18 protein-coding genes and 1 other annotated feature are annotated in these 21,092 nt (G+C 37.6%); of the genes, 7 read left to right on the forward strand and 11 right to left on the reverse strand.

The window, feature by feature from the left end; genetic code table 11:
• The first annotated feature begins 198 nt into the window (after positions 1-198).
• Entirely contained in the window at positions 199-423 is a 225-nt protein-coding gene (locus tag LJD61_RS16185; RefSeq protein WP_255228579.1) for an alpha/beta-type small acid-soluble spore protein, read from the forward strand.
• Positions 424-511: 88 nt separating this feature from the next.
• Positions 512-1,033 carry a DUF4364 family protein gene (locus LJD61_RS16190; RefSeq protein WP_255228580.1) on the forward strand — a complete coding sequence of 174 codons (522 nt, stop codon included), beginning with the start codon at positions 512-514 and terminating at the stop codon, positions 1,031-1,033.
• A 176-nt stretch (positions 1,034-1,209) separates the two neighbouring features.
• Here the strand turns inward: LJD61_RS16190 and LJD61_RS16195 are convergent, their stop codons facing one another.
• From LJD61_RS16195 to LJD61_RS16205, 3 genes are all read right to left on the reverse strand, one after another.
• Entirely contained in the window at positions 1,210-2,511 is a 1,302-nt protein-coding gene (locus tag LJD61_RS16195) for a bifunctional folylpolyglutamate synthase/dihydrofolate synthase (RefSeq protein WP_255228581.1), read from the reverse strand.
• 15 nt (positions 2,512-2,526) lie between these two features.
• Positions 2,527-5,181: a valine--tRNA ligase gene (locus LJD61_RS16200; protein WP_255228582.1), complete on the reverse strand. Its 2,655-nt coding sequence runs from the start codon at positions 5,179-5,181 to the stop codon at positions 2,527-2,529.
• A 228-nt stretch (positions 5,182-5,409) separates the two neighbouring features.
• Positions 5,410-5,624 (reverse strand) — a binding site (T-box leader).
• Positions 5,625-5,714: 90 nt separating this feature from the next.
• Complete coding sequence (locus LJD61_RS16205; RefSeq protein ID WP_255228583.1) at positions 5,715-6,233, reverse strand: CDP-alcohol phosphatidyltransferase family protein; 519 nt, start codon at positions 6,231-6,233, stop codon at positions 5,715-5,717.
• A 194-nt stretch (positions 6,234-6,427) separates the two neighbouring features.
• Here LJD61_RS16205 and LJD61_RS16210 point away from each other — a divergent pair, with 194 nt between their 5' ends.
• From LJD61_RS16210 to LJD61_RS16220, 3 genes are all read left to right on the forward strand, one after another.
• Entirely contained in the window at positions 6,428-7,432 is a 1,005-nt protein-coding gene (locus tag LJD61_RS16210; protein ID WP_255228584.1) for an ABC transporter substrate-binding protein, read from the forward strand.
• A gap of 215 nt (positions 7,433-7,647) precedes the next feature.
• Positions 7,648-8,415 (forward strand): ABC transporter ATP-binding protein, encoded by a 768-nt coding sequence (locus LJD61_RS16215; protein ID WP_255228585.1) that lies wholly within the window; start codon positions 7,648-7,650, stop codon positions 8,413-8,415.
• On the forward strand, positions 8,408-9,220 hold the full coding sequence (locus LJD61_RS16220) for an ABC transporter permease (protein ID WP_255228586.1): 813 nt from the start codon (positions 8,408-8,410) through the stop codon (positions 9,218-9,220). The genes LJD61_RS16215 and LJD61_RS16220 overlap by 8 nt, the downstream gene beginning before the upstream one ends.
• Before the next feature lie 14 nt (positions 9,221-9,234).
• On the opposite strand, the gene LJD61_RS16225 is transcribed toward LJD61_RS16220, so the two are convergent.
• Entirely contained in the window at positions 9,235-9,876 is a 642-nt protein-coding gene (locus LJD61_RS16225; protein ID WP_255228587.1) for an HAD-IA family hydrolase, read from the reverse strand.
• Between the two features lie 109 nt (positions 9,877-9,985).
• Here LJD61_RS16225 and LJD61_RS16230 point away from each other — a divergent pair, with 109 nt between their 5' ends.
• Positions 9,986-11,290: an FtsW/RodA/SpoVE family cell cycle protein gene (locus tag LJD61_RS16230; RefSeq protein ID WP_255228588.1), complete on the forward strand. Its 1,305-nt coding sequence runs from the start codon at positions 9,986-9,988 to the stop codon at positions 11,288-11,290.
• Complete coding sequence (locus LJD61_RS16235) at positions 11,283-12,674, forward strand: peptidoglycan D,D-transpeptidase FtsI family protein (protein ID WP_255228589.1); 1,392 nt, start codon at positions 11,283-11,285, stop codon at positions 12,672-12,674. The genes LJD61_RS16230 and LJD61_RS16235 overlap by 8 nt, the downstream gene beginning before the upstream one ends.
• A 9-nt stretch (positions 12,675-12,683) precedes the next feature.
• On the opposite strand, the gene LJD61_RS16240 is transcribed toward LJD61_RS16235, so the two are convergent.
• From LJD61_RS16240 to LJD61_RS16270, 7 genes are all read right to left on the reverse strand, one after another.
• On the reverse strand, positions 12,684-14,657 hold the full coding sequence (locus LJD61_RS16240; protein ID WP_255228590.1) for a TRAP transporter permease: 1,974 nt from the start codon (positions 14,655-14,657) through the stop codon (positions 12,684-12,686).
• Positions 14,650-15,150, reverse strand: coding sequence for a DUF1850 domain-containing protein (locus LJD61_RS16245; RefSeq protein WP_255228591.1), 501 nt, complete (start codon positions 15,148-15,150; stop codon positions 14,650-14,652). The genes LJD61_RS16240 and LJD61_RS16245 overlap by 8 nt, the downstream gene beginning before the upstream one ends.
• A 45-nt stretch (positions 15,151-15,195) precedes the next feature.
• Positions 15,196-16,152 carry a TAXI family TRAP transporter solute-binding subunit gene (locus LJD61_RS16250; protein ID WP_255228592.1) on the reverse strand — a complete coding sequence of 319 codons (957 nt, stop codon included), beginning with the start codon at positions 16,150-16,152 and terminating at the stop codon, positions 15,196-15,198.
• Between the two features lie 130 nt (positions 16,153-16,282).
• Complete coding sequence (locus tag LJD61_RS16255; RefSeq protein WP_255228593.1) at positions 16,283-17,185, reverse strand: response regulator; 903 nt, start codon at positions 17,183-17,185, stop codon at positions 16,283-16,285.
• 5 nt (positions 17,186-17,190) lie between these two features.
• Positions 17,191-18,474 carry an ATP-binding protein gene (locus LJD61_RS16260; protein ID WP_255228594.1) on the reverse strand — a complete coding sequence of 428 codons (1,284 nt, stop codon included), beginning with the start codon at positions 18,472-18,474 and terminating at the stop codon, positions 17,191-17,193.
• 108 nt (positions 18,475-18,582) lie between these two features.
• Complete coding sequence (gene pdxR / locus LJD61_RS16265; protein WP_255228595.1) at positions 18,583-20,025, reverse strand: MocR-like pyridoxine biosynthesis transcription factor PdxR; 1,443 nt, start codon at positions 20,023-20,025, stop codon at positions 18,583-18,585.
• Positions 20,026-20,103: 78 nt separating this feature from the next.
• Positions 20,104-21,006 carry a D-alanine--D-alanine ligase gene (locus tag LJD61_RS16270; protein WP_255228596.1) on the reverse strand — a complete coding sequence of 301 codons (903 nt, stop codon included), beginning with the start codon at positions 21,004-21,006 and terminating at the stop codon, positions 20,104-20,106.
• Positions 21,007-21,092: the final 86 nt, after the last annotated feature.

Raw genomic sequence — 21,092 nt, forward strand, 5'->3', positions numbered from 1 at the left:
AAAACCTCCAAATCGACATATTCTGCATACATTCCAAAAATTAGCTTGTGCTGCCATTGAAAAATCAGGTTAAATTATTAATTATATGCTGCCATTAATGAATTTATACATAAAAGCAATAAGTTCTAGTATTTATTTTTCTCACCGGGGTAAATTATTATCAGAAATAAAAATTTTTTATGTGAGGAGGACTTTAAAATGGCACTAGGAAGTGGAAATTATAATAAAGGATTAGAAGTACCAAATGCTCATAAAGCTTTAGATAATATGAAATATGAAATAGCAGCAGAATTGAATTTACCTGTTTATCAGGGCTCTGAGGACTACTGGGGCAATCTTTCTTCAAAAGACTGCGGCAGGGTAGGCGGCCAGATGGTTAAACGAATGATCTCTATGGCCCAAAGCCAGATGACAAATCAGTAAACAAAAATAAAAATCAGACATTTGTTTGTCTGATTTTTATTTTTTAATATGATATAATTATAAAGTAAAGATGGTCAGAGGTGATAGCATGAATGGTAATAGCAATGAAATTGCACTTAATAAATTGATTGTGTTGTTAATTTTGAGAGAAATTGATTTGCCGATAACAACGGCACAGATTACAGACATTGTGCTGGAAAACAATCTTATTAATTATTTTGATCTGCAGCAATGCCTGCAGGAGCTGGAAGAAGCTAAAATGATTGTAAAGTTTGGAAATAGGGAAACCTATCAGAACACAGAAATGGGTTTGAAAACTATAGAGCTGTTTTTCTCCCGCATAGATGATGCTGTAATATCAAAAATCAAAGCCTATGTGTCGAAGAACAAAGAGAAAATAAGGTTAGAAACCCAAGTCCGCTCTGACTTTATCAAAAAAAGTGATACTGAATACATAGTAAATTTAAAAGTTATCGAAAAAGACATTGTATTGATAGATCTCAGCCTTAACGTAGTATCTGCAAAGCAGGCGAAATTGATATGCAGCAATTGGGAAAATAAATATTATCAAGTCTATGATCAAATAATGGGCCTATTGATTAAGCAATGACTGTTGTGCTAACTGATAACAATTGCGAATGCCCCAGGGCATCCTCTCTTGCTCCTGTGGAGCAATTCACCTTATGCTCCAGGACTAAGACTTTGTAAGCTTGCATAGGGTTGCATCAGAACTAACAAACTCTAAGTCCCTTCACAATGCACTCTTTTATCAGTCAGGACAACAGGTTATTGCAGTAAAATCTTATTCAACATTTCAAAAGCTTCTCCGATCAGATAAAGAGAACCGCATATAACAACTATAGAATTATCCTCAGAAACATCGATGGCTTTATTGATGGCCTGAGCTATAGACGGCACAGCATAAACCTCCCGGCAGAACTCTTCGGCTTCCCTAGCCAAATCAAGCGCACTAAGAGCCCTATCGCTCATAGGTTCGGTAGCGATCAGCTTCTTAGCCATTGGCGCCAGTATGCCTATACTGTCTCTATGGTTTTTGTCCCTCAGCATTCCTATAACCATAACGATATCTTTATTATAAAAATATTTTTTCAATGCTTCTGCCAAAGCCTTGACTCCATCTTCGTTATGAGCCCCATCTATAACAATTTGCGGGTCCGAAGCTATAACAGTGAGCCGCCCCGGCCATTTAACCTTTTTTATGCCCTGCTTTATATGCTGTTCGTTTATATGATATCCTAATTTGTCTAATTCTTCTGCTGCTCTGATAGCTACAGCCGCATTTAATAATTGATGATCTCCCAAAAGAGGCAGTTGTATATCCCTATAGCTTTTATCACCGAAGCAGTAATCCATTATTTGTCCCTTTATGCCAAAGTCCCTTTGAACGACATCTTTAGGGTCTATTTTTATCAGCATGGCCTCCTGCTTCCGGCATATCGTTTCAATAACCTTTTCAGATGCGACAAAGCTCTGAGGGTATAGTATAACTTTTTGACCTTTTTTTATTATGCCCGCCTTTTCAAAGGCGATCTTTTCTATCGTATCTCCCAAAACACTCATATGATCATAGCTTATGGAGGTGATTACTGAAATCAATGAATCCAATACGTTGGTCGCATCATATCTTCCCCCCAGACCGACTTCAATCACTCCAATATCTATATTCATATCTTTGAAATATAAAAATGCAAGGGCTGTCAAAGCTTCAAACTGAGAAGGTATTTCTTCCCCTGATTGTGCCATTTTATTAATATTATCCTTTATGATAGAAATATAAGAGGCAAAAACATCCTCCTCCATGCTCACGCCATTTATAAGATACCTCTCCGTAATGCTATGGAGGTGAGGTGAGATATAGGTCCCTACCTCATATCCCCCTTCCCTTAATATGCTTGATAACATTGCGGTAACTGATCCTTTTCCGTTAGTACCTGCAATATGCACCGCTTTGATTTGCTTTTCAGGATTTCCCAATAATTCCAGCAACCTCTCAATCCTGCTCAAGCCTGGATTGCAGCCACCCTTTAGATTCATATCAATATATTCTATGGCATCTTTATAATCCATAAATATTGCACCTCTTTATTCCAATCCTTTTAACCTGTCAAGCACTTTTCCCATAAGCTCAGAATACTTTTTCTCTTTATCCTTTTCCTCTTCAATAACTGCTGCAGGTGCTTTAGAGAGGAATTTCTCATTGCTGAGCTTTCCCTTTACTCTTTCTAACTCCTTCTCCAGCCTTTCCTTCTCCTTGCTAAGTCTCTCTATCTCCCTTTCCTTATCGATCAAATCCTCCAAGGGAAGGAATATTTCTGCTCCTTCTATGATTATTGAAACAGCTCCGTCAGGTATATTTTCTTTTGTGGTTTTTAATATCACTTCTGAAGAGTATGCTAATTTTTGAATATAGGACGTCCCTTCGTTCATAGCATTGATTACTTCTTCCCTGTCCGAGATTATAATGGTCTTTGATTTTCTTGAAGGCACGACATTCATCTCAGCCCTGATATTTCTTATTCCTTTTATGGCCTCCATTATTATTTCCATATTTCTCTCTTCTGCTGATGCATCAAAGGCCTCGTCATATTGGGGCCATTGGCTTATCACAATAGAATCGGAGACTTGGGGCAAGTGCAGATATATCTCCTCAGTGATGAACGGCATAAAAGGATGCAGAAGCTTTATAGCATCTCTCAAAACATAGGCCAAAGTAGCCTGAGCTATGGCTTTGGACTCAGCATCTTCAGAATACAGTCTTGGTTTTACCAATTCTATATACCAATCGCAAAACTCAAACCATATAAAATCATAAATTTTTTGTGCAGCTATTCCTAGCTCAAACTTTTCCATGTTTTCTGTTACTTCTCTTTTTAGCTTGTTTAACTTGCTCAAAATCCAATAGTCAGCTGTAGTAAGAGCTTCTTTAGATGAATGAAGTACATTCTCATAGTCAAAATCATCATCTATGTTCATTAACACAAATCTTGATGCATTCCATATCTTATTAGCAAAATTGCTGAAGGCCTCTACCCTCTCCCAGAAAAATCTCATATCGTTTCCCGGAGAATTTCCGGATATAAGATTAAATCTTAATGCATCGGCTCCATGCTTCTCTATGACATCAAGAGGGTCAATGCCATTGCCGAGGGATTTGCTCATTTTTCTTCCTTCTGAGTCTCGAACAATACCGTGTATATATACATATTTAAATGGTTCTTCTTTCATATTTTCCATAGCGGAAAATATCATTCTGGCTACCCAGAAGAAAATAATATCATATCCTGTTACCAAAACACTGGTGGGATAGAAGTACTTCAAATCTTCAGTGTTATCAGGCCATCCTAATGTAGAAAAAGGCCACAAGGCTGAGCTAAACCAAGTATCTAAAGTATCTTCATCCTGCTTTAGCTTCCCTCCGCATTTCCCACAGTTTTCCTGAGGATCCAGCGTAACCATTATTTCCCCGCAATCCGAGCAATAGTATGCGGGTATTCTATGCCCCCACCACAATTGCCTGGAAATGCACCAATCCTGGATATTTTCCATCCAATTAAAGTAGATCTTTGAAAATCTATCCGGCACAAATTTTATGGTACCATTTTTAACAACCTCAATCGCCGGCTCTGCAAGGGGCTTCATCTTCACAAACCACTGTTTCGAGAGAATGGGCTCAACTGTAGTATTGCATCTTTGGCAATGGCCTACACTATGATCGTGATCTTTAACAATAACGAGGAGGCCCGATCCTTCTAAATCACTGACTATTTGCTTTCTCGCAGCATATCTGTCCAAGCCGCAATACTTTCCACCCAATTCATTTATTGTGCCATCATCATTCATTACCTTGGGCATCGGAAGCCCGTGTCTCAATCCAACCTCAAAGTCATTGGGGTCGTGTGCGGGAGTAATCTTAACAGCACCGGTACCAAATTCCATATCCACATATTCATCCGCAATGACCGGTATTTCCTTATTTAAAAGCGGAAGAATGACAGTCCTGCCTATCAGGTGCTTATATCTTTCATCTTCCGGATGGACAGCCACTGCAGTGTCACCCAGCATAGTTTCCGGCCTGGTTGTTGCAATCTCAATAAAATCATCCGAATCTTTTACCTGATATTTAATATGCCAGAAATGACCCTTTTCATCTTCATAAATTGTTTCGATATCTGATATTGAAGTTTTGCAGCTGGGGCACCAATTAATGATCCTTTCCCCTCTATAGACCAAGCCTTTTTCATAAAGACTCATAAACACCTTAGATACTGCTTTAGAACAGCCTTCGTCCAGGGTGAATCTCTCTCTGGTCCAGTCACAGGAACAACCTAGCTTTTTCAGCTGATTTATGATTCTTCCGCCATATTCCGCCTTCCAGTCCCAGGCTTTTTTCAAGAAAGCTTCTCTTCCCAGATCATATTTTGTTTTGCCTTCTTTAGCAAGCGCATCAACAATTTTAGCTTCTGTTGCGATGCTGGCATGGTCTGTTCCCGGCAACCAGAGGGTTGAATAGCCTTGCATCCTTCTCCACCTGATCAATATATCTTGAATTGTATTGTCAAGAGCATGGCCCATATGAAGCTGCCCTGTAATATTTGGTGGCGGAATTACTATTGTATAAGGCTCCTTGCTATAATCTACCTCCGGTGTGAAATATCCATTCTCAGTCCACATTTTATAGAGTTTTTCTTCAACCTGCTTGGGATCATAAGCTTTGTTAAGATTTTTTGCATCTTCCATTATAATCGCCTCCATCTTTATTGAATCCTTGTTGTAGTGACTGATAACGACTACAAAAGTTGCGAGACTAAGACTTTGTAAGCTTGCATAGGGTTGCGTCAAAACTAACAAACTCTAAGCCCCTTCACATTGAACGAGACTTCATTCAGCGGGGTTTCAACTCCACTGAATGTTAGTTCAGTGCTGCACTCTTATATCACTGTGAAAATAAAAAACCCTCCATCCCAATAAAAGGACGAAGGGTAAATTCGCGGTACCACCTTAATTCCGGCCAACACCGGCTCTCTTCACTATAACGGGCAGGCCCGTCTGCATCTACTGAGATTCGATACAGGAGCTCCAAAGCTACCTTCAGCGAAACCATGCCTTGAATACCTCTCACCCTTGGATATCCTTCTCTTAAAAGGTGATTATCGCCTACTCCTCTTCTTCACAGCTTTTATATTAGATAAACATTATCAGCGTTTAGCTATCGGATAATCTTATTTATAGCATTTACTCAAAGCTTTGTCAATATGCTTCACAATTTTTTTCTAAATCGTGCCTTTTATCGATACAAAACGATAAAAATATATAAACAAGGATATGAGATTCAAAATGACAAATATGTTCATGAAAAGCGTGCCTATCGAAAGGTCAAGCATTATAGCAAACCCGGATATATAAAACATGGCTGTGGACACCTTTCCATATACATTAGCCGGTATCACCACTTCCTTATTATAAAAAAGGAAATATGCCCCTAATATCATGAACAGCTCTTTTAATGCCATTATAACCAAAATCCAAAAGCTTATCTTATTATTCAACGAGAAAATGCTTAGAACAGAGATCAGCATCAGCTTATCTGCCAGAGGATCTAAAACTGTGCCTATCTTTGTTATCATATTATATTTTCTTGCTATATATCCGTCCATAATGTCAGTTATAGCAGAAAAAATAAAAATAGAAAAGGCTATTGTTCCACCGTTTCTCGGAACATATAAGTAACTGTAAATCATGAGCGGTACTAAGCCAATCCTTATGGCTGTCAGCATATTTGGTGTAATCATAGCCTCAACTCCCATCATGACAATTTTTCTTAAATATATTTTTTCCACTAAGAATTACTTTATTAAATCTCTTATTTACATTATATGCATTTTTGTTCTTAAAGCCCATTAAAGTCCTTTATTTCATAAACAAGCACAATCAAAAATTCTGGGAATAAACTGTAAATGATAAATATATTCTTGGAGGTGATTTCATGAAAATTTACGGTAAATTATTGTGTTTCATCATGATTCTTACAATCATTGCTTCACTGTTCAGCGGCTGCAGCAAAAGTGAATTGACTACTATCCGCCTCAATGAAGTCGTCCGCTCAATATTCTATACACCTCAATATGTAGCAATAAGCAAAGGTTTTTTTGAGGAACAGGGAATAAAGATTGATTTAACCACAGGTCAAGGTGCTGATAAGACTATGACAGCCTTATTGTCCGATCAGTGCGATATTGGCTTTGCAGGACCTGAGTCGTGTATATACGTTTATAATCAGGGTAAGGAAGATCATGCTGTGATATTTGCTCAGCTAACAAAATGTGACGGATCATTTTTAGTAGCTAGAGAACCGGATCCTAATTTCAACTGGAAAAAGACTGCAGGAAAGACGATTATAGGAGGCAGACCCGGCGGAGTGCCTGAAATGACCCTGGAATATGTATTAAAAAAGAACGGAGTGGTGCCCGGAAAGGATGTAAATGTTATCACAAATCTCCAATTCACGGCTACTGCAGGCGCTTTTAAAGGCGGAACAGGTGATTATGTCGCACTTTTTGAGCCTACGGCCTCAATGCTGGAAAAAGAAAAAGCAGGCAGTATAGTAGCTTCCATAGGCAAGGACAGCGGCTTGATCTCCTATACTGCATATTTTGCTAAAAAAAGCTATATAGAAAAAAATCCTGATATCATTCAGCGTTTCACCAATGCGCTATATAAAGGACAGCTATGGGTACAAAATAATAAAGCAGAGGACATCGCAAAAGAATTGAAGCCCTTCTTCCCGGATGCCGACGATGAAATTCTCGCAACAGTTGTAAACAGATACAAAGAAATAGATGCTTGGAACGACAAGCCTATTTCTATTCCTGAGTCTTTTGAAAGGCTTCAGGAGGTAATGGTAACTGCCGGCGAGCTTGATAAAAGAGTAGAATATGATGCATTATTCAATGACAAATTTGCTGAAGAAGCGGTCAAAAAAATAAAATAAACTGTAACATTTTAATGCTTCTATAAATAATATGTTATTGGGACAAGAGATTTGTCCCAATAAACCCCAATACCATATGGCCTCCTGATTATGAGGATAGCATTATGATAAAACATTTTGCTGTCCTCGTTATATTTCACGGAATCATTATTTAATCACTTTTAAAGCTTATTTGAATATTATGAAGTGATAGATGTTTTCAAAGGGGTGGTTAAATGGAAAAGGTAGTTGAGATTATTGATGTTTCTATGAACTACCATACCCTTGACGGAGAAACTAACGCGATACAAAAGCTTAACCTGGAGATTTCAAACGGAGAGTTTGTAAGTATAGTTGGGCCTAGCGGATGCGGAAAATCCACTCTATTGTCATTGATCTCTGGCATACTCAGGCCCTCAGCCGGTAAAATATTAGTAAATGGCAAGGAAGTTCAAGGCCCATCAGCCAGTGTAGGATACATGCTTCAGAAAGATCATCTGTTCGAATGGAGAACGATTGCGAAAAATATTACTATAGGGCTGGAGATACAAGGTAAATTAAACAAAGAAACGCAAGCCTCTATAGAAAAACTGTTAAAAGAATATGGCTTATACGAATTTAGAAACCATTATCCGAGGCAGCTATCAGGAGGTATGAGACAAAGAGCGGCCCTGATAAGAACTCTTGCAACCAAGCCGGATATACTTTTATTGGATGAACCCTTTTCTGCTTTAGATTATCAGACAAGAATAGCAATTTCTGAAGAGGTATGGCTGATCTTAAAAAAAGAAAGAAAAACTGCAATACTTGTAACCCATGATCTTGCCGAAGCCATAAGCATGAGCGATAGAATAATAGTGCTCAGCAAAAGGCCCGCAGAGATAAAGTCTATACATGAAATCAGTTTAACCTGCAGCAATAAAACTCCCATAACCTGCCGAGAGGCTCCTGAATTCAGGTTCTATTTCAATACCATATGGAAGGAGCTGGATGTGCATGTATGATTCAAAATATTCAGCAGTATCTGAGGAACACAAAAAATTTTTGATGAATAACAAAAGAAAGAATTCGGCTATAGGGCTTTCAAGGTTCATCATCCTTATATTATTGTTTGCTCTTTGGGAAACAGCAGCATCTAAGGAATGGATAGATCCCTTTATAATGAGTCAGCCAAGCAGAATAATAAAAACAATCGTTATAATGTCAAAAGACGGCTCATTGTTCATGCATACCGGAATCACAGTATATGAGACAATAATAGGTTTTGTATCGGGAACCGTAATTGGCACCTTAGTAGCCATAGCTCTTTGGTGGTCCGATTTTCTGGCAAAAGTGCTGGACCCGTATCTGGTTGTATTAAACGCTCTTCCTAAAACTGCTCTTGGGCCCATCATATTAGTTTGGATCGGGGGTACTACAAAGTCAATAGTTGTCATGGCATTGCTCCTATCCATAGTTGTAACAATAATCAATGTTTTTACCGGCTTCAGCAGCTGTGACGAAGATAAAATAAAGCTTCTTAAAACTTTTGGTGCAAATAAGCGGCAAATACTCCGCAAGGTAGTTTTTCCGGCAGGCATACCGACTATAATTTCTACGCTAAAAATTAATGTGGGACTATCCCTTGTGGGAGTGATAGTAGGAGAGTTCCTCGTGTCCAAAGCAGGCTTAGGGCACTTGATCATATACGGAGGGCAAGTATTTAAAATGGATTTAGTCATGACCAGCGTTTTAATACTTGCTATTGTCGCAGCCATACTTTATCTCTCAGTTCTATGGATCGAAAAGAAAGTATTGAAAATGATGTGAGTTATAACCTCACATCATTTGCTTTTTAATATATATATGAGCTCCAATATATCCTTAATCACATAATCAGGCTGGATGCTGCAATCTTGGTGCCCTGCCGCTTCACTCCAGCTTACAAATACGCTGTCTACTCCCGCATTATATGCACATTTAATATCAAATTCACTGTCTCCGATCATCAGGGTTTCCCCTTTCTCAGCCCCTAGCCTGGTCAGGGCTTCCAATATCGGCTCCGGATCAGGTTTATGCTTATTTGTATCTTCATAGGCCACCACATCCTCAAAATATTTGAGGAGATCAAATAATTCCAGGCCTCTTTTAGCTAAAACCTTGCGTTTTGAAGTCACAACTGCAGCTTTGCAGCTCAGCTTTGATACTTCCTCTAAAACCTTATCTACATCTCCGAAGACTTCAACCCTCTCATCGTGAATGCTCTCGTTATATTTTATGTAGGTATTGAACATTTCTTCAGACTTCTCTTCAGAAAACCGCTTTAACGTAATCATCAAAGGTTCTCCAAAATATTTCAAAATCTCAGAGTCCTCCAAATCTATATTCATATGCTCTTTCAGAGTATATTTAAAAGATTCAATAATAAGTTTATTAGTATTCAGCAATGTTCCGTCCAAGTCAAAAAGTACATATTTATATTTCATTTGCTTAAGCTTCAGCTCCTTTCTACAATATTTTAGCATAGTTTGATGCTTATTGTGATGAAATTTCTCATTTTGTATAATATAATTACAAAAGAGGGAAGGTGTTATAATGTTTGACATATTATCATGGTTTTATAGGTATATATTCATTTTTTTACTTGCTTGTTTTCTCTTAGTTAGCATCTCAATATATTTTTATAATAAAAGAATGCTCCAGCCTTTTTTATCTGTAATAATTATTGTTACCGCAGCCTCTTCTTTTGCGCTTTTATCCATCTTGGGAGAAATTATTGACTACAAAGCAATATATATAGGCCTTATATTCTGTTTTCAATATATAATTACCAGAATATTGCTTATTAAGCTTTTGAAAATAAAAGATATATTGTTATACGACATAGTAAATATGCTGTTGGCAATAGGCTTGGCAATGCTCTATAGATTAAGTCCGGATTATGCGGTAAGGCAGAGCCTTTTCACTATATTAGGCGATACTACGTATTTCTTTTTGTTCTATCTGCTAAAAAGAATAGATATAAGAAAAGACTATTCCAAACAACTGGGATTTGTTATTCTGGCGACATTAATAATAACACAATTTTGGGGCATATCTATTTCCGGTTCAAAAAATTGGGTAGAATTGCTTGGCTATAGATTCCAACCTTCTGAGTTCTTAAAAATTCTATTTGTTATTTATATATCCACTATTCTTAGCAGGGGCTTAGACAAGAATGTTTTTTTATATTCAAGCTCCTCAATAGTTATAGCGGCATCATTCTTCGCCTTGCAGCGGGATTTAGGTTCTGCCCTTATATTCTCAGCCGTATATCTTATACTTTTGTTCGTCACTGATGACAAGATATATCCTACTTTATTGTCTGCCGCAGCAGCTTCTGTTATGGCCGTTATAAGCTTCTATACATTCAGCCATATTAAATCCAGAGTTGAGGCTTGGTTAAATCCCTGGAGATATGTCTCCGGCAAATCATATCAGGTTACCCAATCACTATTTGCTATAGCCGCCGGCGGGTTATTGGGTACGGGCTTGAACCTTGGAAATCCCAAGTTTATACCGGCAGTTCATACTGACTTCATTTTTTCTGCGATATGCGAAGAAACAGGCATAATCAGCGGTATTATAATGCTTTTGCTGTTATGTATGGCTACATTGATCGGCCTGAACTTCAGTAAAAACTGCAAAGAGCCTATCAATAGGCTTATCTGCTTAGGACTTTCGTCGATGACCGGTATCCAAACCTTGATAATAGTATCCGGCGTTTTAAATATAATACCTATAACCGGTGTTACATTGCCCTTCGTCAGCTATGGAGGCAGTTCGCTGATATCTCAGACTATGAATATCGGTATTTTGTATTTTGTGAGTATGAATGAAAAAGGTGATAAGGATGAATGATTATATAAAACGTCAAAACTTGGTTAAATGTTTTTTTATTATTTTTTTTATTGGAATCGTTGGATATTTGTTGTTTTTTAACTTTTTTCAATCAAAATATATATATTCAAATTCTTATAATAAGAGATTAAGAAAGGAAAATTCAGATATTATCAGAGGGGATATCCAGGATAGAAGCGGAGTTGTTTTAGCGAGCAGCAAGATTCACAAAAATACTATGCAAAGAAATTATGCGTACGGCCGCAGCTTCTCGCATATAATAGGATATTCTGCAAAAGCATTAGGCTCTACCGGCATTGAGGCCCTATACAATCAGGAATTAGCTTCTGCAAATGCTATAGAAACTTTAAAAGGAAAGGCCAAAGGAGAAAAGATAAAAGGCAATACAGTAAAACTGACCTTGGATAAAACGCTTCAAGTATATTCCTCAGATTTGCTGAAAGGGAAAAAAGGGGCCATAGCAGCTCTGAATCCAAAAACCGGTGAAATCCTGGCCCTTGTCAGTAAACCCGATTACAATCCTTCTAATGTTACAGAAAACTGGAATGATCTGATAGAAGATAAAAACAGTCCGCTGCTGAACAGGGCTTTGGATGGACTATATCCGCCGGGATCAATATTTAAAGTGATAACCACCTCTTCTGCTTTAAATAATAACTATAAGGATTTTGAAATAGACTGTTCAGGTAAAATAAATATTGAAGGATACGAAATAAAAGACAGCAATGACAAAGCTCATGGCCAAATTGATTTAAATAGAGCTTTCACATTATCATGCAACTCCTATTTTGTTAGTCTGGGACTTGAATTAGGAAATAATAATTTATACAACGAGGCAATCAAATTCAAATTCAACAAAGGCATTCAAGGTGATATAAAATCCAAGACCAGCAGCTTCACCAAAAAGAATGATAATAAAGCTCTGGCCCAACAGTCCATCGGACAGGGGGATGTTCTGATAACCCCCATCCATGCGGCGGCTATTGCAGCAATTATAGCTAATGATGGAGTGTTAGCACCTCCTTATATGGTTTCAGAAATAACTGATATGACCGGAAAGCCCATTAAAAGCTTCAAGCCTAAAGCAGGGGAGAAAATAATTAGCAAAGAAAACGCTGAGATTATTAAGAGCATGATGATCGATGTAGTAGAAACAGGGACAGGCAGAAATGCAAGGATCAGCGGTTCAAAAGCTGCAGGTAAAACAGGTACTGCAGAAAATCCTCAAGGCAAAGCACATTCTTGGTTTATCGGCTTTGCACCTGCCGAAGACCCCCAAATAGCGATTGCAGTAATTGTTGAAAATGGAGGGAGCGGCGGCAGCAATGCTGCTCCAATTGCAGGCAAGGTCATGAAAAAAGCCTTATCTGTAATAGATCAATAAAGGAAAGCCCTAGATCGGCTTTCCTTTATTATTATTTTTTATGTCCTCACCCTTCTTTGATTTTACCCTCTGAAGTGTGAATATCACAGCGATAATTGCAATACCTATCATGTCGGTATATGCTCCCGGATCTATACAAAGAAGTCCTCCAATGAACAAAGCTATCCTAAATAATTTATTGACCCATGTCAGGAAGTAGCCTTGCACTGCAACACCTACAGCAAACATGCCTATTAAGGAGGTAGCTAATATTTGAATTATTTCTATAGGCGTTGTGTTTATAAGCAACAATGCAGGATTCATTACAAATATATAAGGGATTATAAAAGCAGCAATAGCTAATTTGCTCGCATTTATTCCGGTCTTCAGCGGATCACTGCCTGCAATGGCTGAGCCTGCAAAAGCTGCCAAGGCAACAGGGGGCGTAACGTCTGCAATTATTCCAAAATAGAATGTGAACATATGAGCTGCCAAAGCAGGCACCCCCAGCTTCATAATAGCGGGAGCCGCTATTGTTGAGGTAATAATGTAGTTTGCAGTAGTTGGTGCTCCCATACCCAGAATCAATGATGTTATCATAGTAAATATTAAAGTTAGGATCAGATTTCCGCCAGCCATGGTAACAAGTCCATTTCCAAGCTTTAAGCCTAGTCCTGTCAAAGTAACAGTACCAACGATTATACCTGCCGAAGCACAGGCTATTGCAACCCCAAGCGCACTCTTTGCGCCTGCTTCCAGAGCTTCCATGAGCATCTTCAGATTCAGTCTGGTTTCCTTTCTTACAGCTCCAGCCAGGACAGATATGATTATGCCATATAATGCTGCCTTAATAGGAGTAGCGCCATTCATGAGGAAGTAAACAATGGCTACTATAGGCAATAATAAATATCCGCTTTGGAGCATAACTTTTTTAAATTTAGGCAGTTGATCAGCTTTCAATCCTCTAAGCCCTGTTTTTCTGGCTTCAAGGTCAACCATTATCCAAACCCCGGTAAAATATAATATTGCGGGTATAACAGCAGCTTTAGCTATTGTTATATAAGGAACACCTATAAATTCAACCATTAAAAATGCAGCAGCGCCCATTATAGGAGGCATGATCTGACCTCCTGTTGAAGCTGCCGCTTCAACAGCCCCGGCAAACTCAGGCTTATATCCCAAGCTTTTCATAAGAGGAATTGTAAAGCTGCCTGTACCAACAGTGTTGGCCACAGAGCTTCCTGAAATCGTCCCTGTCAAGGCACTGCTCAGAACAGACACCTTAGCCGGCCCGCCCACTGCTTTACCGGCAATAGAATTTGCCAAATCAATAAAGAACTTGCCTATACCGGTTTTATCCAGGAAGGAACCGAATAATATGAACAAAAATATAAATGTAGAAGAAACTCCGATAGGAATACCAAGAATACCCTCTGTAGTATAGTACATATGGCTTACTATCCTGGATAAGGAATAGCCTCTGTGGTTTAAGAAGCCTGGCATATAAGGACCAAACTTAGCATAAAGCAGAAATGTTCCTGCTATTATCACTATTGGCAGCCCTACCACTCTTCTGGTAGCCTCAAGAACCAAAAGAATTGCCAGCGATGCAATCACAATATCAAGTGGTGTTTGCTCCCCGGCACGATAAATCAAAGCTTCATAATTGAAGCTTATATACAAGCCTACTATAGCACCTAATATTGCCAGGCAGATATCCGACCAATGAATTTTATTTTTAGGCATGCTTGATTTGGCAGGATACAATAAGTACGCAAGGACCAATGCAAATGTAAGATGCACAGATCTCTGTATCTGGGCGGGCAAAACACCTCTAAATGCGGTATACAAGTGAAATAAGGAAAATAATATGGCTAAAACTGATATAAATCTTCCTGTAAACCCCGCAACCTTCCTATAAGCTGATTCTCTATCGTATTTTGCTATTATCTCATTAAAATCTATCTCTTTTACCTCTTCTTTTAGGTTCTTTTCTTCACTCATGATATAACCTCCTTAAGAGTGCATACAGTGATACCTTTTTTATTTTAAAAATTGCTGATTTCCCAGGTTCTACAAAATTAGATAAATAATATGTCTTATCATTTATGGTTAAACTATGATTTGCAACGGTACCAACGAACATAGAAAATGAGTCCATCTTTATATCTAAATTATCGATCTGCACCATCCCATCGACTAAGACAGGCTTTTGTTTGTAATCCTCAAAATCAGGCATACCTGCACCATAGGCATAAAAAGTTGTTTTATAAACAACAAAATGATCATCCTCAATCCTGTAATACTCATTTACAGGCATTCTATTTACTGAGTGAATGAAGCTGGTATAAAACTCCTTATTGCCAATCATTCTATCATTAAAAACAATCCTGCCTGTTTCTGCGTCAGTAATAGTAAACATACTGAACAAAGGCACAAAAAATACTGTCGCGATTACTGCAGCTGCAATAATAAATACGATTTTCTTAGCTTTCATCTGAAAATACCGGACCGGAATTTCCGGTCCGGTTATCCTCCGTGATTATTTAATTAAGCCTTTTTCTTTGAAGAATTTTTCAGCACCGGGATGGAATGGAATAGAGATACCATTAACAGCCTTTTCCAAAACTAATTCCTGGCCTTTTGCATGAGCTTGAGCCAGCTCAGGCTGGTTTTCAAATAATGCCTTTGTAATATTGTATATTACCTCTTCTGATGCCTGTGAGTTAGTAGCTAATGTAGCCATAACTGCAACAGTTTTAACATCAGAATCCTGCCCATTATATGTGCCTGCCGGAATAGTATACTCTACGAAGAATGGATATTTTTCAGTCAGGCTCTTTATAGCTGCATCGGATAGTGAAACCAATGAAATCTTATTCTGTGCTCCGATGTCCTGTATTGCAGCATTCGGAATACCAGATGTTACAAAGAAGCTTTCTATATGCTTGTCCTTGAAAGCATCTGCAGATTCAGAGAAAGATAAATAGCTAACATTCATATCATTATAAGTAAGTCCGGTAGCATCCAGTATCTGTCTTGCGTTTGCTTCAACTCCGCTGCCCGGAGCTCCGACAGAAACCTTCTTGCCTTTTAAATCATCCACTTTAGTTATGCCGCTGTCAACAGAAGCAACAATCTGAATGATTTCAGGGTATAATGTAGCTATTCCTCTTAAACTTTCAATTTTACCGTCTTTAAATGCTTCTACTCCATTATAGGCGTAATCTAGCATATCGTTTTGAAGAATTGCCAATTCTGCTTCATTTTTGCCAAGAAGCTTGCAATTTTCAACAGATGCACCAGTTGCCTGAGCGGTAACGTTCATGTTTTCAATCTTTGAATTGAAAATCTGAGCCATTGCGCCGCCATAGGGATAATAAGTACCGGAAGTTCCTCCTGTAGCTAAGATCATATTTACTTTTGCAGGTGCGCAAGCAGTAAATACTACAGCGAACATGAGCATTAATGCTAATACTATTGCGATTTTCCTTTTCATAAAACCCCTCCTAATAAATTTAATAGGTCTGCAATATAATTGTAATATTGCTGTAACACAAAATAACAAAAAAAAACTCAAACCAACGTCATTGTTAGAAAATTAGGAAACTTTACACATATTAAAAGGTTTAAAAGGGGTTTTCATATTCTTCTATCATCACAAGCAATCTTCTTATAAAGGTTTTCACATTGATTTTACCGCCTGTTTTGCTTTTACCTCTAATATAGTCCATCTCACTCTTTATCTCTATGTAGTCAAATAAAGAAGAACTGTAGAGCATAAATTTTTCATTTGCAAAATCTTCAATGCCTAAAGTAGCAATATTTTTCATAGCTTTCCCTACTGCTCTTCTAATCCTCATTTCTACTGTTTTACTTTCTATGCTCAAGTTTTCAGAACTGAAGGAAGGACTTTCATGAACAAGTCTAAACAAATCCGGAAGCTGCATCTCTTCCAGTGCATAATTCAAAGCCTTGTCTTTAATGAGAACGGAACAAATTTTAACGATATCCTTGCTGCCAAGCTCGCCTATAATTCCTATATCAGATAAAATCTGATTGAGAAACTTTTTATTCTTATCCATACTGGTATATTCACTTGCAGTATCATCCTTCTTGAGCTGCAAAGCTGCCGACTCAATTGTTTGAAATGTTCTGCGCAAGGTTAAATATTCTTTGACCTTTTTTATTACATTTACTACCTCTATCACATTAATAGGTTTATTAATAAAAAATTCTATGCCGTTTTCATAGGCTTTTCCGATAATATCCTTAGAACTTACTTGAGACAGCATAATAAAAACACTCTTAATATCCAAGGATTTTGTCTTTTTTACTACCGCTATGCCGTCTTTCATCGGCAAAAGCAAGTCAATAATTACTATATCGGGTCTATGGGTTACTACCAGTTCTTCACCTCTAACTCCATTTTCAGCTTCAGCCAAAACTTCACCCAGATCATACTGCTCTATTATTCTTGTAAGTACACTTCTTACGCTTCTATCATCATCTACAACAATAAAGCTATGCATTGAAACTACCTCCCACTTATTAACTCATCAGTCGGGAAAGCAAGCATGAATTCTTTTTCGCCTTTTCTTGGAGAATTTATGCTTATCGTACCATTTAAATGCTCTGTCAGCATCTTCACATGAGCAAGCCCAAGTCCGGTTGATATCAAGCCTGTATTCGGATCATACTTTGATGTATAGCCCGGTTCAAAAATTAACTCCTTTATATCATCAGATATTTCTTTGCCATTATCAATGATTCTGAAAACAGCCTTGCTGTCATCCATCTCACTGGTAACGCTTATGTAAGAATTATCATTCAAACATGCCTCAATAGAATTCTGTATCAAATTATTCAATATAGAAATAATAATGAAAAACTTATCGGTCTCATAGTCTTCTTTTACCTTGAAAGATAACTTGATATCTTTGTTAAGACCTTCAATGTAAAGAATAAATAAGCCTTGAATTACATCAAAGATCTCGCTTATCTCCATCGTATTTCCTGCTTCTCTTGCAGGAAGTATCTTCTCCATATTGAGCACTATTCTATTGTAGTCTTTCTTAATTTCATGAATCTGTATCGATAATTCCAATGAATCAGATTTTAATTGCTCTCTTTCTCTATCTGTAAGCTTTTCTTCGTCATTTAGCCTGTTATATATCGAATAGCTTTTTCCCATGGCATTTTCAATATCTTGCATGGATTTTTTCAGAAAAAATATCTCCGACTTCATCTTAGCTGTGATAACGATTAAATCATTATACCGTCTTTGATGCTCTTCCTTAATGATTATAAGATTGTAATATTTGATAGTCAAAAATAGGCAAAGAATTATGGAGGAACGTATTATTGCAGTTAAAACCACTGTCTCCAATATTGATTCGAATGGGTTGTTTATAAAGTGATTTCTAAGTATTAACTCTAAAAAATTTGAAGCGATATCAGCAAAAATAATGATAAATAAAAATTGCAACGGCTTGTCCGTATGAGCTCTGAAGTTAAGACGATCTATTATTATACCATAGCAAATATAAAAAAATGATGCCGGTATATGTCTGGAAAGTGATACTTCAAAGCTATTATTATATAATAAAATATCTATTGCCGTTCTGGTTATCAAAACGAAAACAGCAACTAACACTGCGGTATCTGCAATAAGCAGATTTCTAAAATATAATAGGAGAAATGGGAACAATATAACGGCTATAGTGATTCTAAACTCGGTTCCAAAGGGGTAAAAATGAATTTGTCCCATAATAGCGGTAAAAAAAGCGACTATAAGCATCTCTTTTATATTTTTATTCATTTGAGATACACATCCTGGAGTATATTCTTAATATCATTTTACATTTGTTAGACTATTTTGTAAAATATTTTAATTTTTAATCTGGTATATACTAGTATTCAATTTTATTTACTCTCTGATATTTTCTATAGTAGAACTTATGATCTTAATTCCTATTTCAATATCATCAGCTCTTACTCTGGAAAAGCCCAACCTGAAAGCATCCTTTCCCTCATCGTTTATATAAAAAATATCTCCTGGTGTGAATATAACACCTTTTTTTATGCATTCACTCAACAAATTCCTTGAATTAATGCCTTTATGCTTTATGAATATGTGAAGGCCTCCATCTCCGTAAAGCATAGCCTGTGGAATATTCTGCCTAACAGCCGCTATTGCCGCTTCATATTTTTGTTTATATACCCTTCTGGCTTTTTTTATATACTTCTCAAATGAACCTTCCCTAAAGAACTCATATAGAATTGCCTGGTCTAAAAACGAGGTATGAATATTTCTGCTTCTCTTCACACTCTCCAGGTAATCTATTAAAGCCGTATCGGCCACAATCCAGCCAAGCCTTAAACCGGGAAAAAGAATTTTAGAGAAGCTTCCGGTGTAGATAACTCCGTTTCCCCTGCCCCCTATTGCTGCAATTGGAGATATATGGGAACCAAAATATCTTAATTCCTCATTGAAGCCATTCTCTATAATGGGGATATCATTGCCGGCTAAAATATCATAAAGCTCAATTCGTCTTTCCCAAGGCATTGTAATGCCTGTGGGGTTGTGATAAGAAGGGGTGATATAAGCCAGCTTAACCTTATTGTTTTCAATTATTCTTTTTACCTCTTGAATGCTTATCCCTCCCCCGTCCATATGTGCGCCTAAAATGTCAAGCTTCCTCAGCTTCATTATTTTAAGCGCCGTATTATGAGTGGGATTCTCGCATAATATTGGATCTCCTTCCTTCGTAAGTGAAGAAATCAAAATTTCAAAGGCTTCTGTAAATCCATTGGTTATCAAGACACTCTTGCCTTCAGTATTAACTCCCTTACTTTCCATATAGCCGGTCAAGTAATCAAGCAATGGCTTATAGCCTTGCGCATACCCATAATTTAATATCTTGTAGCCTTCCAATGATATTATATTCATAAAAGCCCTTTTAAAATCCTCCATAGGAAACAGCTCCGGCTCCGGTGAAATGCTGCTCATAGGTATCATTTCCTTCTCCCAAACTGCTTCCTGCTTAACGATATCAAGGTCTCTAGCTTCTCTTGCATATTCATTTATTCTAGACTCCCATTCAGTGACCCATCCTCCGCCGGAGCTGATATTTATGTCTGATACAAAAGCCCCCTTGCCTTCTATTATATTTATGAAACCATCATCAACCAAAGATTCATAAGCAGAAATTACAGTGTTTCTGCTTACTTTCAGCAAGGAAGAAAGCTCCCGGGTTGAGGGCAGTCTTTCTCCTTTCTGCAGCATACCTTTAGCTATCATGGTTCTAAAGTAATTCTTTATTTGAATGTATATTGGCTGTCCTTTATCAATCTCGATATTGTGGAACATTTTTTCACCCCAAAAATATTAATGGTAATAGTCATGCTATTACCATTTTTACATATATAGAATTAAAAATAAAGCTTATTAATTTCTCGATTTGAGAGATAGCTGAACTATTCTATCTAAAAACTCTAAAAAATCCAGCCCATAGGCCTTTGCACTTTTCGGGAAGAGACTGTTTTTTGTGAGGCCGGGAAGCGTATTTATCTCTAAAACGTAGATATCATCTTCTCCAATTATTATATCCACTCTTGCATATACACTGCATTTTAAATGCTTCCAGCATTTTCGCGCAGCCTCCTCAACTTTCTCCCTTATGGGCGATTCAAGCTCTATTATCACCTCATCGGCTCCTCCATCCAAGTATTTTGAGCTATAATCAAAAAAATGAGACTTCGGTTTGATGGCTATCACCGGAAGCAATATCCCGTCCATCATGCAACAAGTTATTTCTTCTCCTTTGATGTATTTTTCAATCATGACCTCACTATCAAATTTTAAAGCTTCGGCAACAGCTTCTTCGATATCTTTCTCACCATTTACAATAGCAGTGGCAACACTAGAGCCTCCGCTATTGGGCTTAACGACTACAGGATATCCGATGGCATCAACCCTGGCCAGATCCAGTTTATCTGCACTGTTTAATGTAAACCAGTCCGCCGTATTAACTCCCACAGTCTTAAGTATGCTCTTAGTGATGCTCTTATCCATACATATCCCGCTCGCCAAGGGACTGCAGCCAGAATAAGGAATGTCTAAAGTCTCAAGTACTGCTTGGGCTATGCCATCCTCGCCGAATTTGCCATGCAATGCTATAAAGGCAAAATCTATATCTCTTGTTTTTTCTATTATATCTTCTTTCTTGTCGATAATAATAGGAACCACTTCATATTTATTCTTATCTAAATTATTAGCGATTTCTCTTCCTGTGTTCAAGGAAACTTCCCTTTCCGAAGATATGCCACCCATAATGACTCCTATTTTCATGCAAACACCATCCAATCAAAAATATAGTAAAAACAGTCTATTATCATTCTAACATGATAATAGACTGTTTTTTAGCACCACAGGAG

The sequence above is a fragment of the Lutispora saccharofermentans genome, assembly GCF_024363565.1.
Lineage (GTDB): Bacteria > Bacillota > Clostridia > Lutisporales > Lutisporaceae > Lutispora > Lutispora saccharofermentans.

Excerpts from the sequence above, each read along its gene's own strand:
- LJD61_RS16185 (WP_255228579.1), top strand. The coding sequence starts at position 199 with ATGGCACTAGGAAGTGGAAATTATAATAAAGGATTAGAAGTACCAAAT.
- LJD61_RS16190 (WP_255228580.1), top strand. The coding sequence starts at position 512 with ATGAATGGTAATAGCAATGAAATTGCACTTAATAAATTGATTGTGTTG.
- LJD61_RS16195 (WP_255228581.1), bottom strand. The coding sequence starts at position 2,511 with ATGGATTATAAAGATGCCATAGAATATATTGATATGAATCTAAAGGGT.
- LJD61_RS16200 (WP_255228582.1), bottom strand. The coding sequence starts at position 5,181 with ATGGAAGATGCAAAAAATCTTAACAAAGCTTATGATCCCAAGCAGGTT.
- LJD61_RS16205 (WP_255228583.1), bottom strand. The coding sequence starts at position 6,233 with ATGATTACACCAAATATGCTGACAGCCATAAGGATTGGCTTAGTACCG.
- LJD61_RS16210 (WP_255228584.1), top strand. The coding sequence starts at position 6,428 with ATGAAAATTTACGGTAAATTATTGTGTTTCATCATGATTCTTACAATC.
- LJD61_RS16215 (WP_255228585.1), top strand. The coding sequence starts at position 7,648 with ATGGAAAAGGTAGTTGAGATTATTGATGTTTCTATGAACTACCATACC.
- LJD61_RS16220 (WP_255228586.1), top strand. The coding sequence starts at position 8,408 with ATGTATGATTCAAAATATTCAGCAGTATCTGAGGAACACAAAAAATTT.
- LJD61_RS16225 (WP_255228587.1), bottom strand. The coding sequence starts at position 9,876 with ATGAAATATAAATATGTACTTTTTGACTTGGACGGAACATTGCTGAAT.
- LJD61_RS16230 (WP_255228588.1), top strand. The coding sequence starts at position 9,986 with ATGTTTGACATATTATCATGGTTTTATAGGTATATATTCATTTTTTTA.
- LJD61_RS16235 (WP_255228589.1), top strand. The coding sequence starts at position 11,283 with ATGAATGATTATATAAAACGTCAAAACTTGGTTAAATGTTTTTTTATT.
- LJD61_RS16240 (WP_255228590.1), bottom strand. The coding sequence starts at position 14,657 with ATGAGTGAAGAAAAGAACCTAAAAGAAGAGGTAAAAGAGATAGATTTT.
- LJD61_RS16245 (WP_255228591.1), bottom strand. The coding sequence starts at position 15,150 with ATGAAAGCTAAGAAAATCGTATTTATTATTGCAGCTGCAGTAATCGCG.
- LJD61_RS16250 (WP_255228592.1), bottom strand. The coding sequence starts at position 16,152 with ATGAAAAGGAAAATCGCAATAGTATTAGCATTAATGCTCATGTTCGCT.
- LJD61_RS16255 (WP_255228593.1), bottom strand. The coding sequence starts at position 17,185 with ATGCATAGCTTTATTGTTGTAGATGATGATAGAAGCGTAAGAAGTGTA.
- LJD61_RS16260 (WP_255228594.1), bottom strand. The coding sequence starts at position 18,474 with ATGAATAAAAATATAAAAGAGATGCTTATAGTCGCTTTTTTTACCGCT.
- pdxR (WP_255228595.1), bottom strand. The coding sequence starts at position 20,025 with ATGTTCCACAATATCGAGATTGATAAAGGACAGCCAATATACATTCAA.
- LJD61_RS16270 (WP_255228596.1), bottom strand. The coding sequence starts at position 21,006 with ATGAAAATAGGAGTCATTATGGGTGGCATATCTTCGGAAAGGGAAGTT.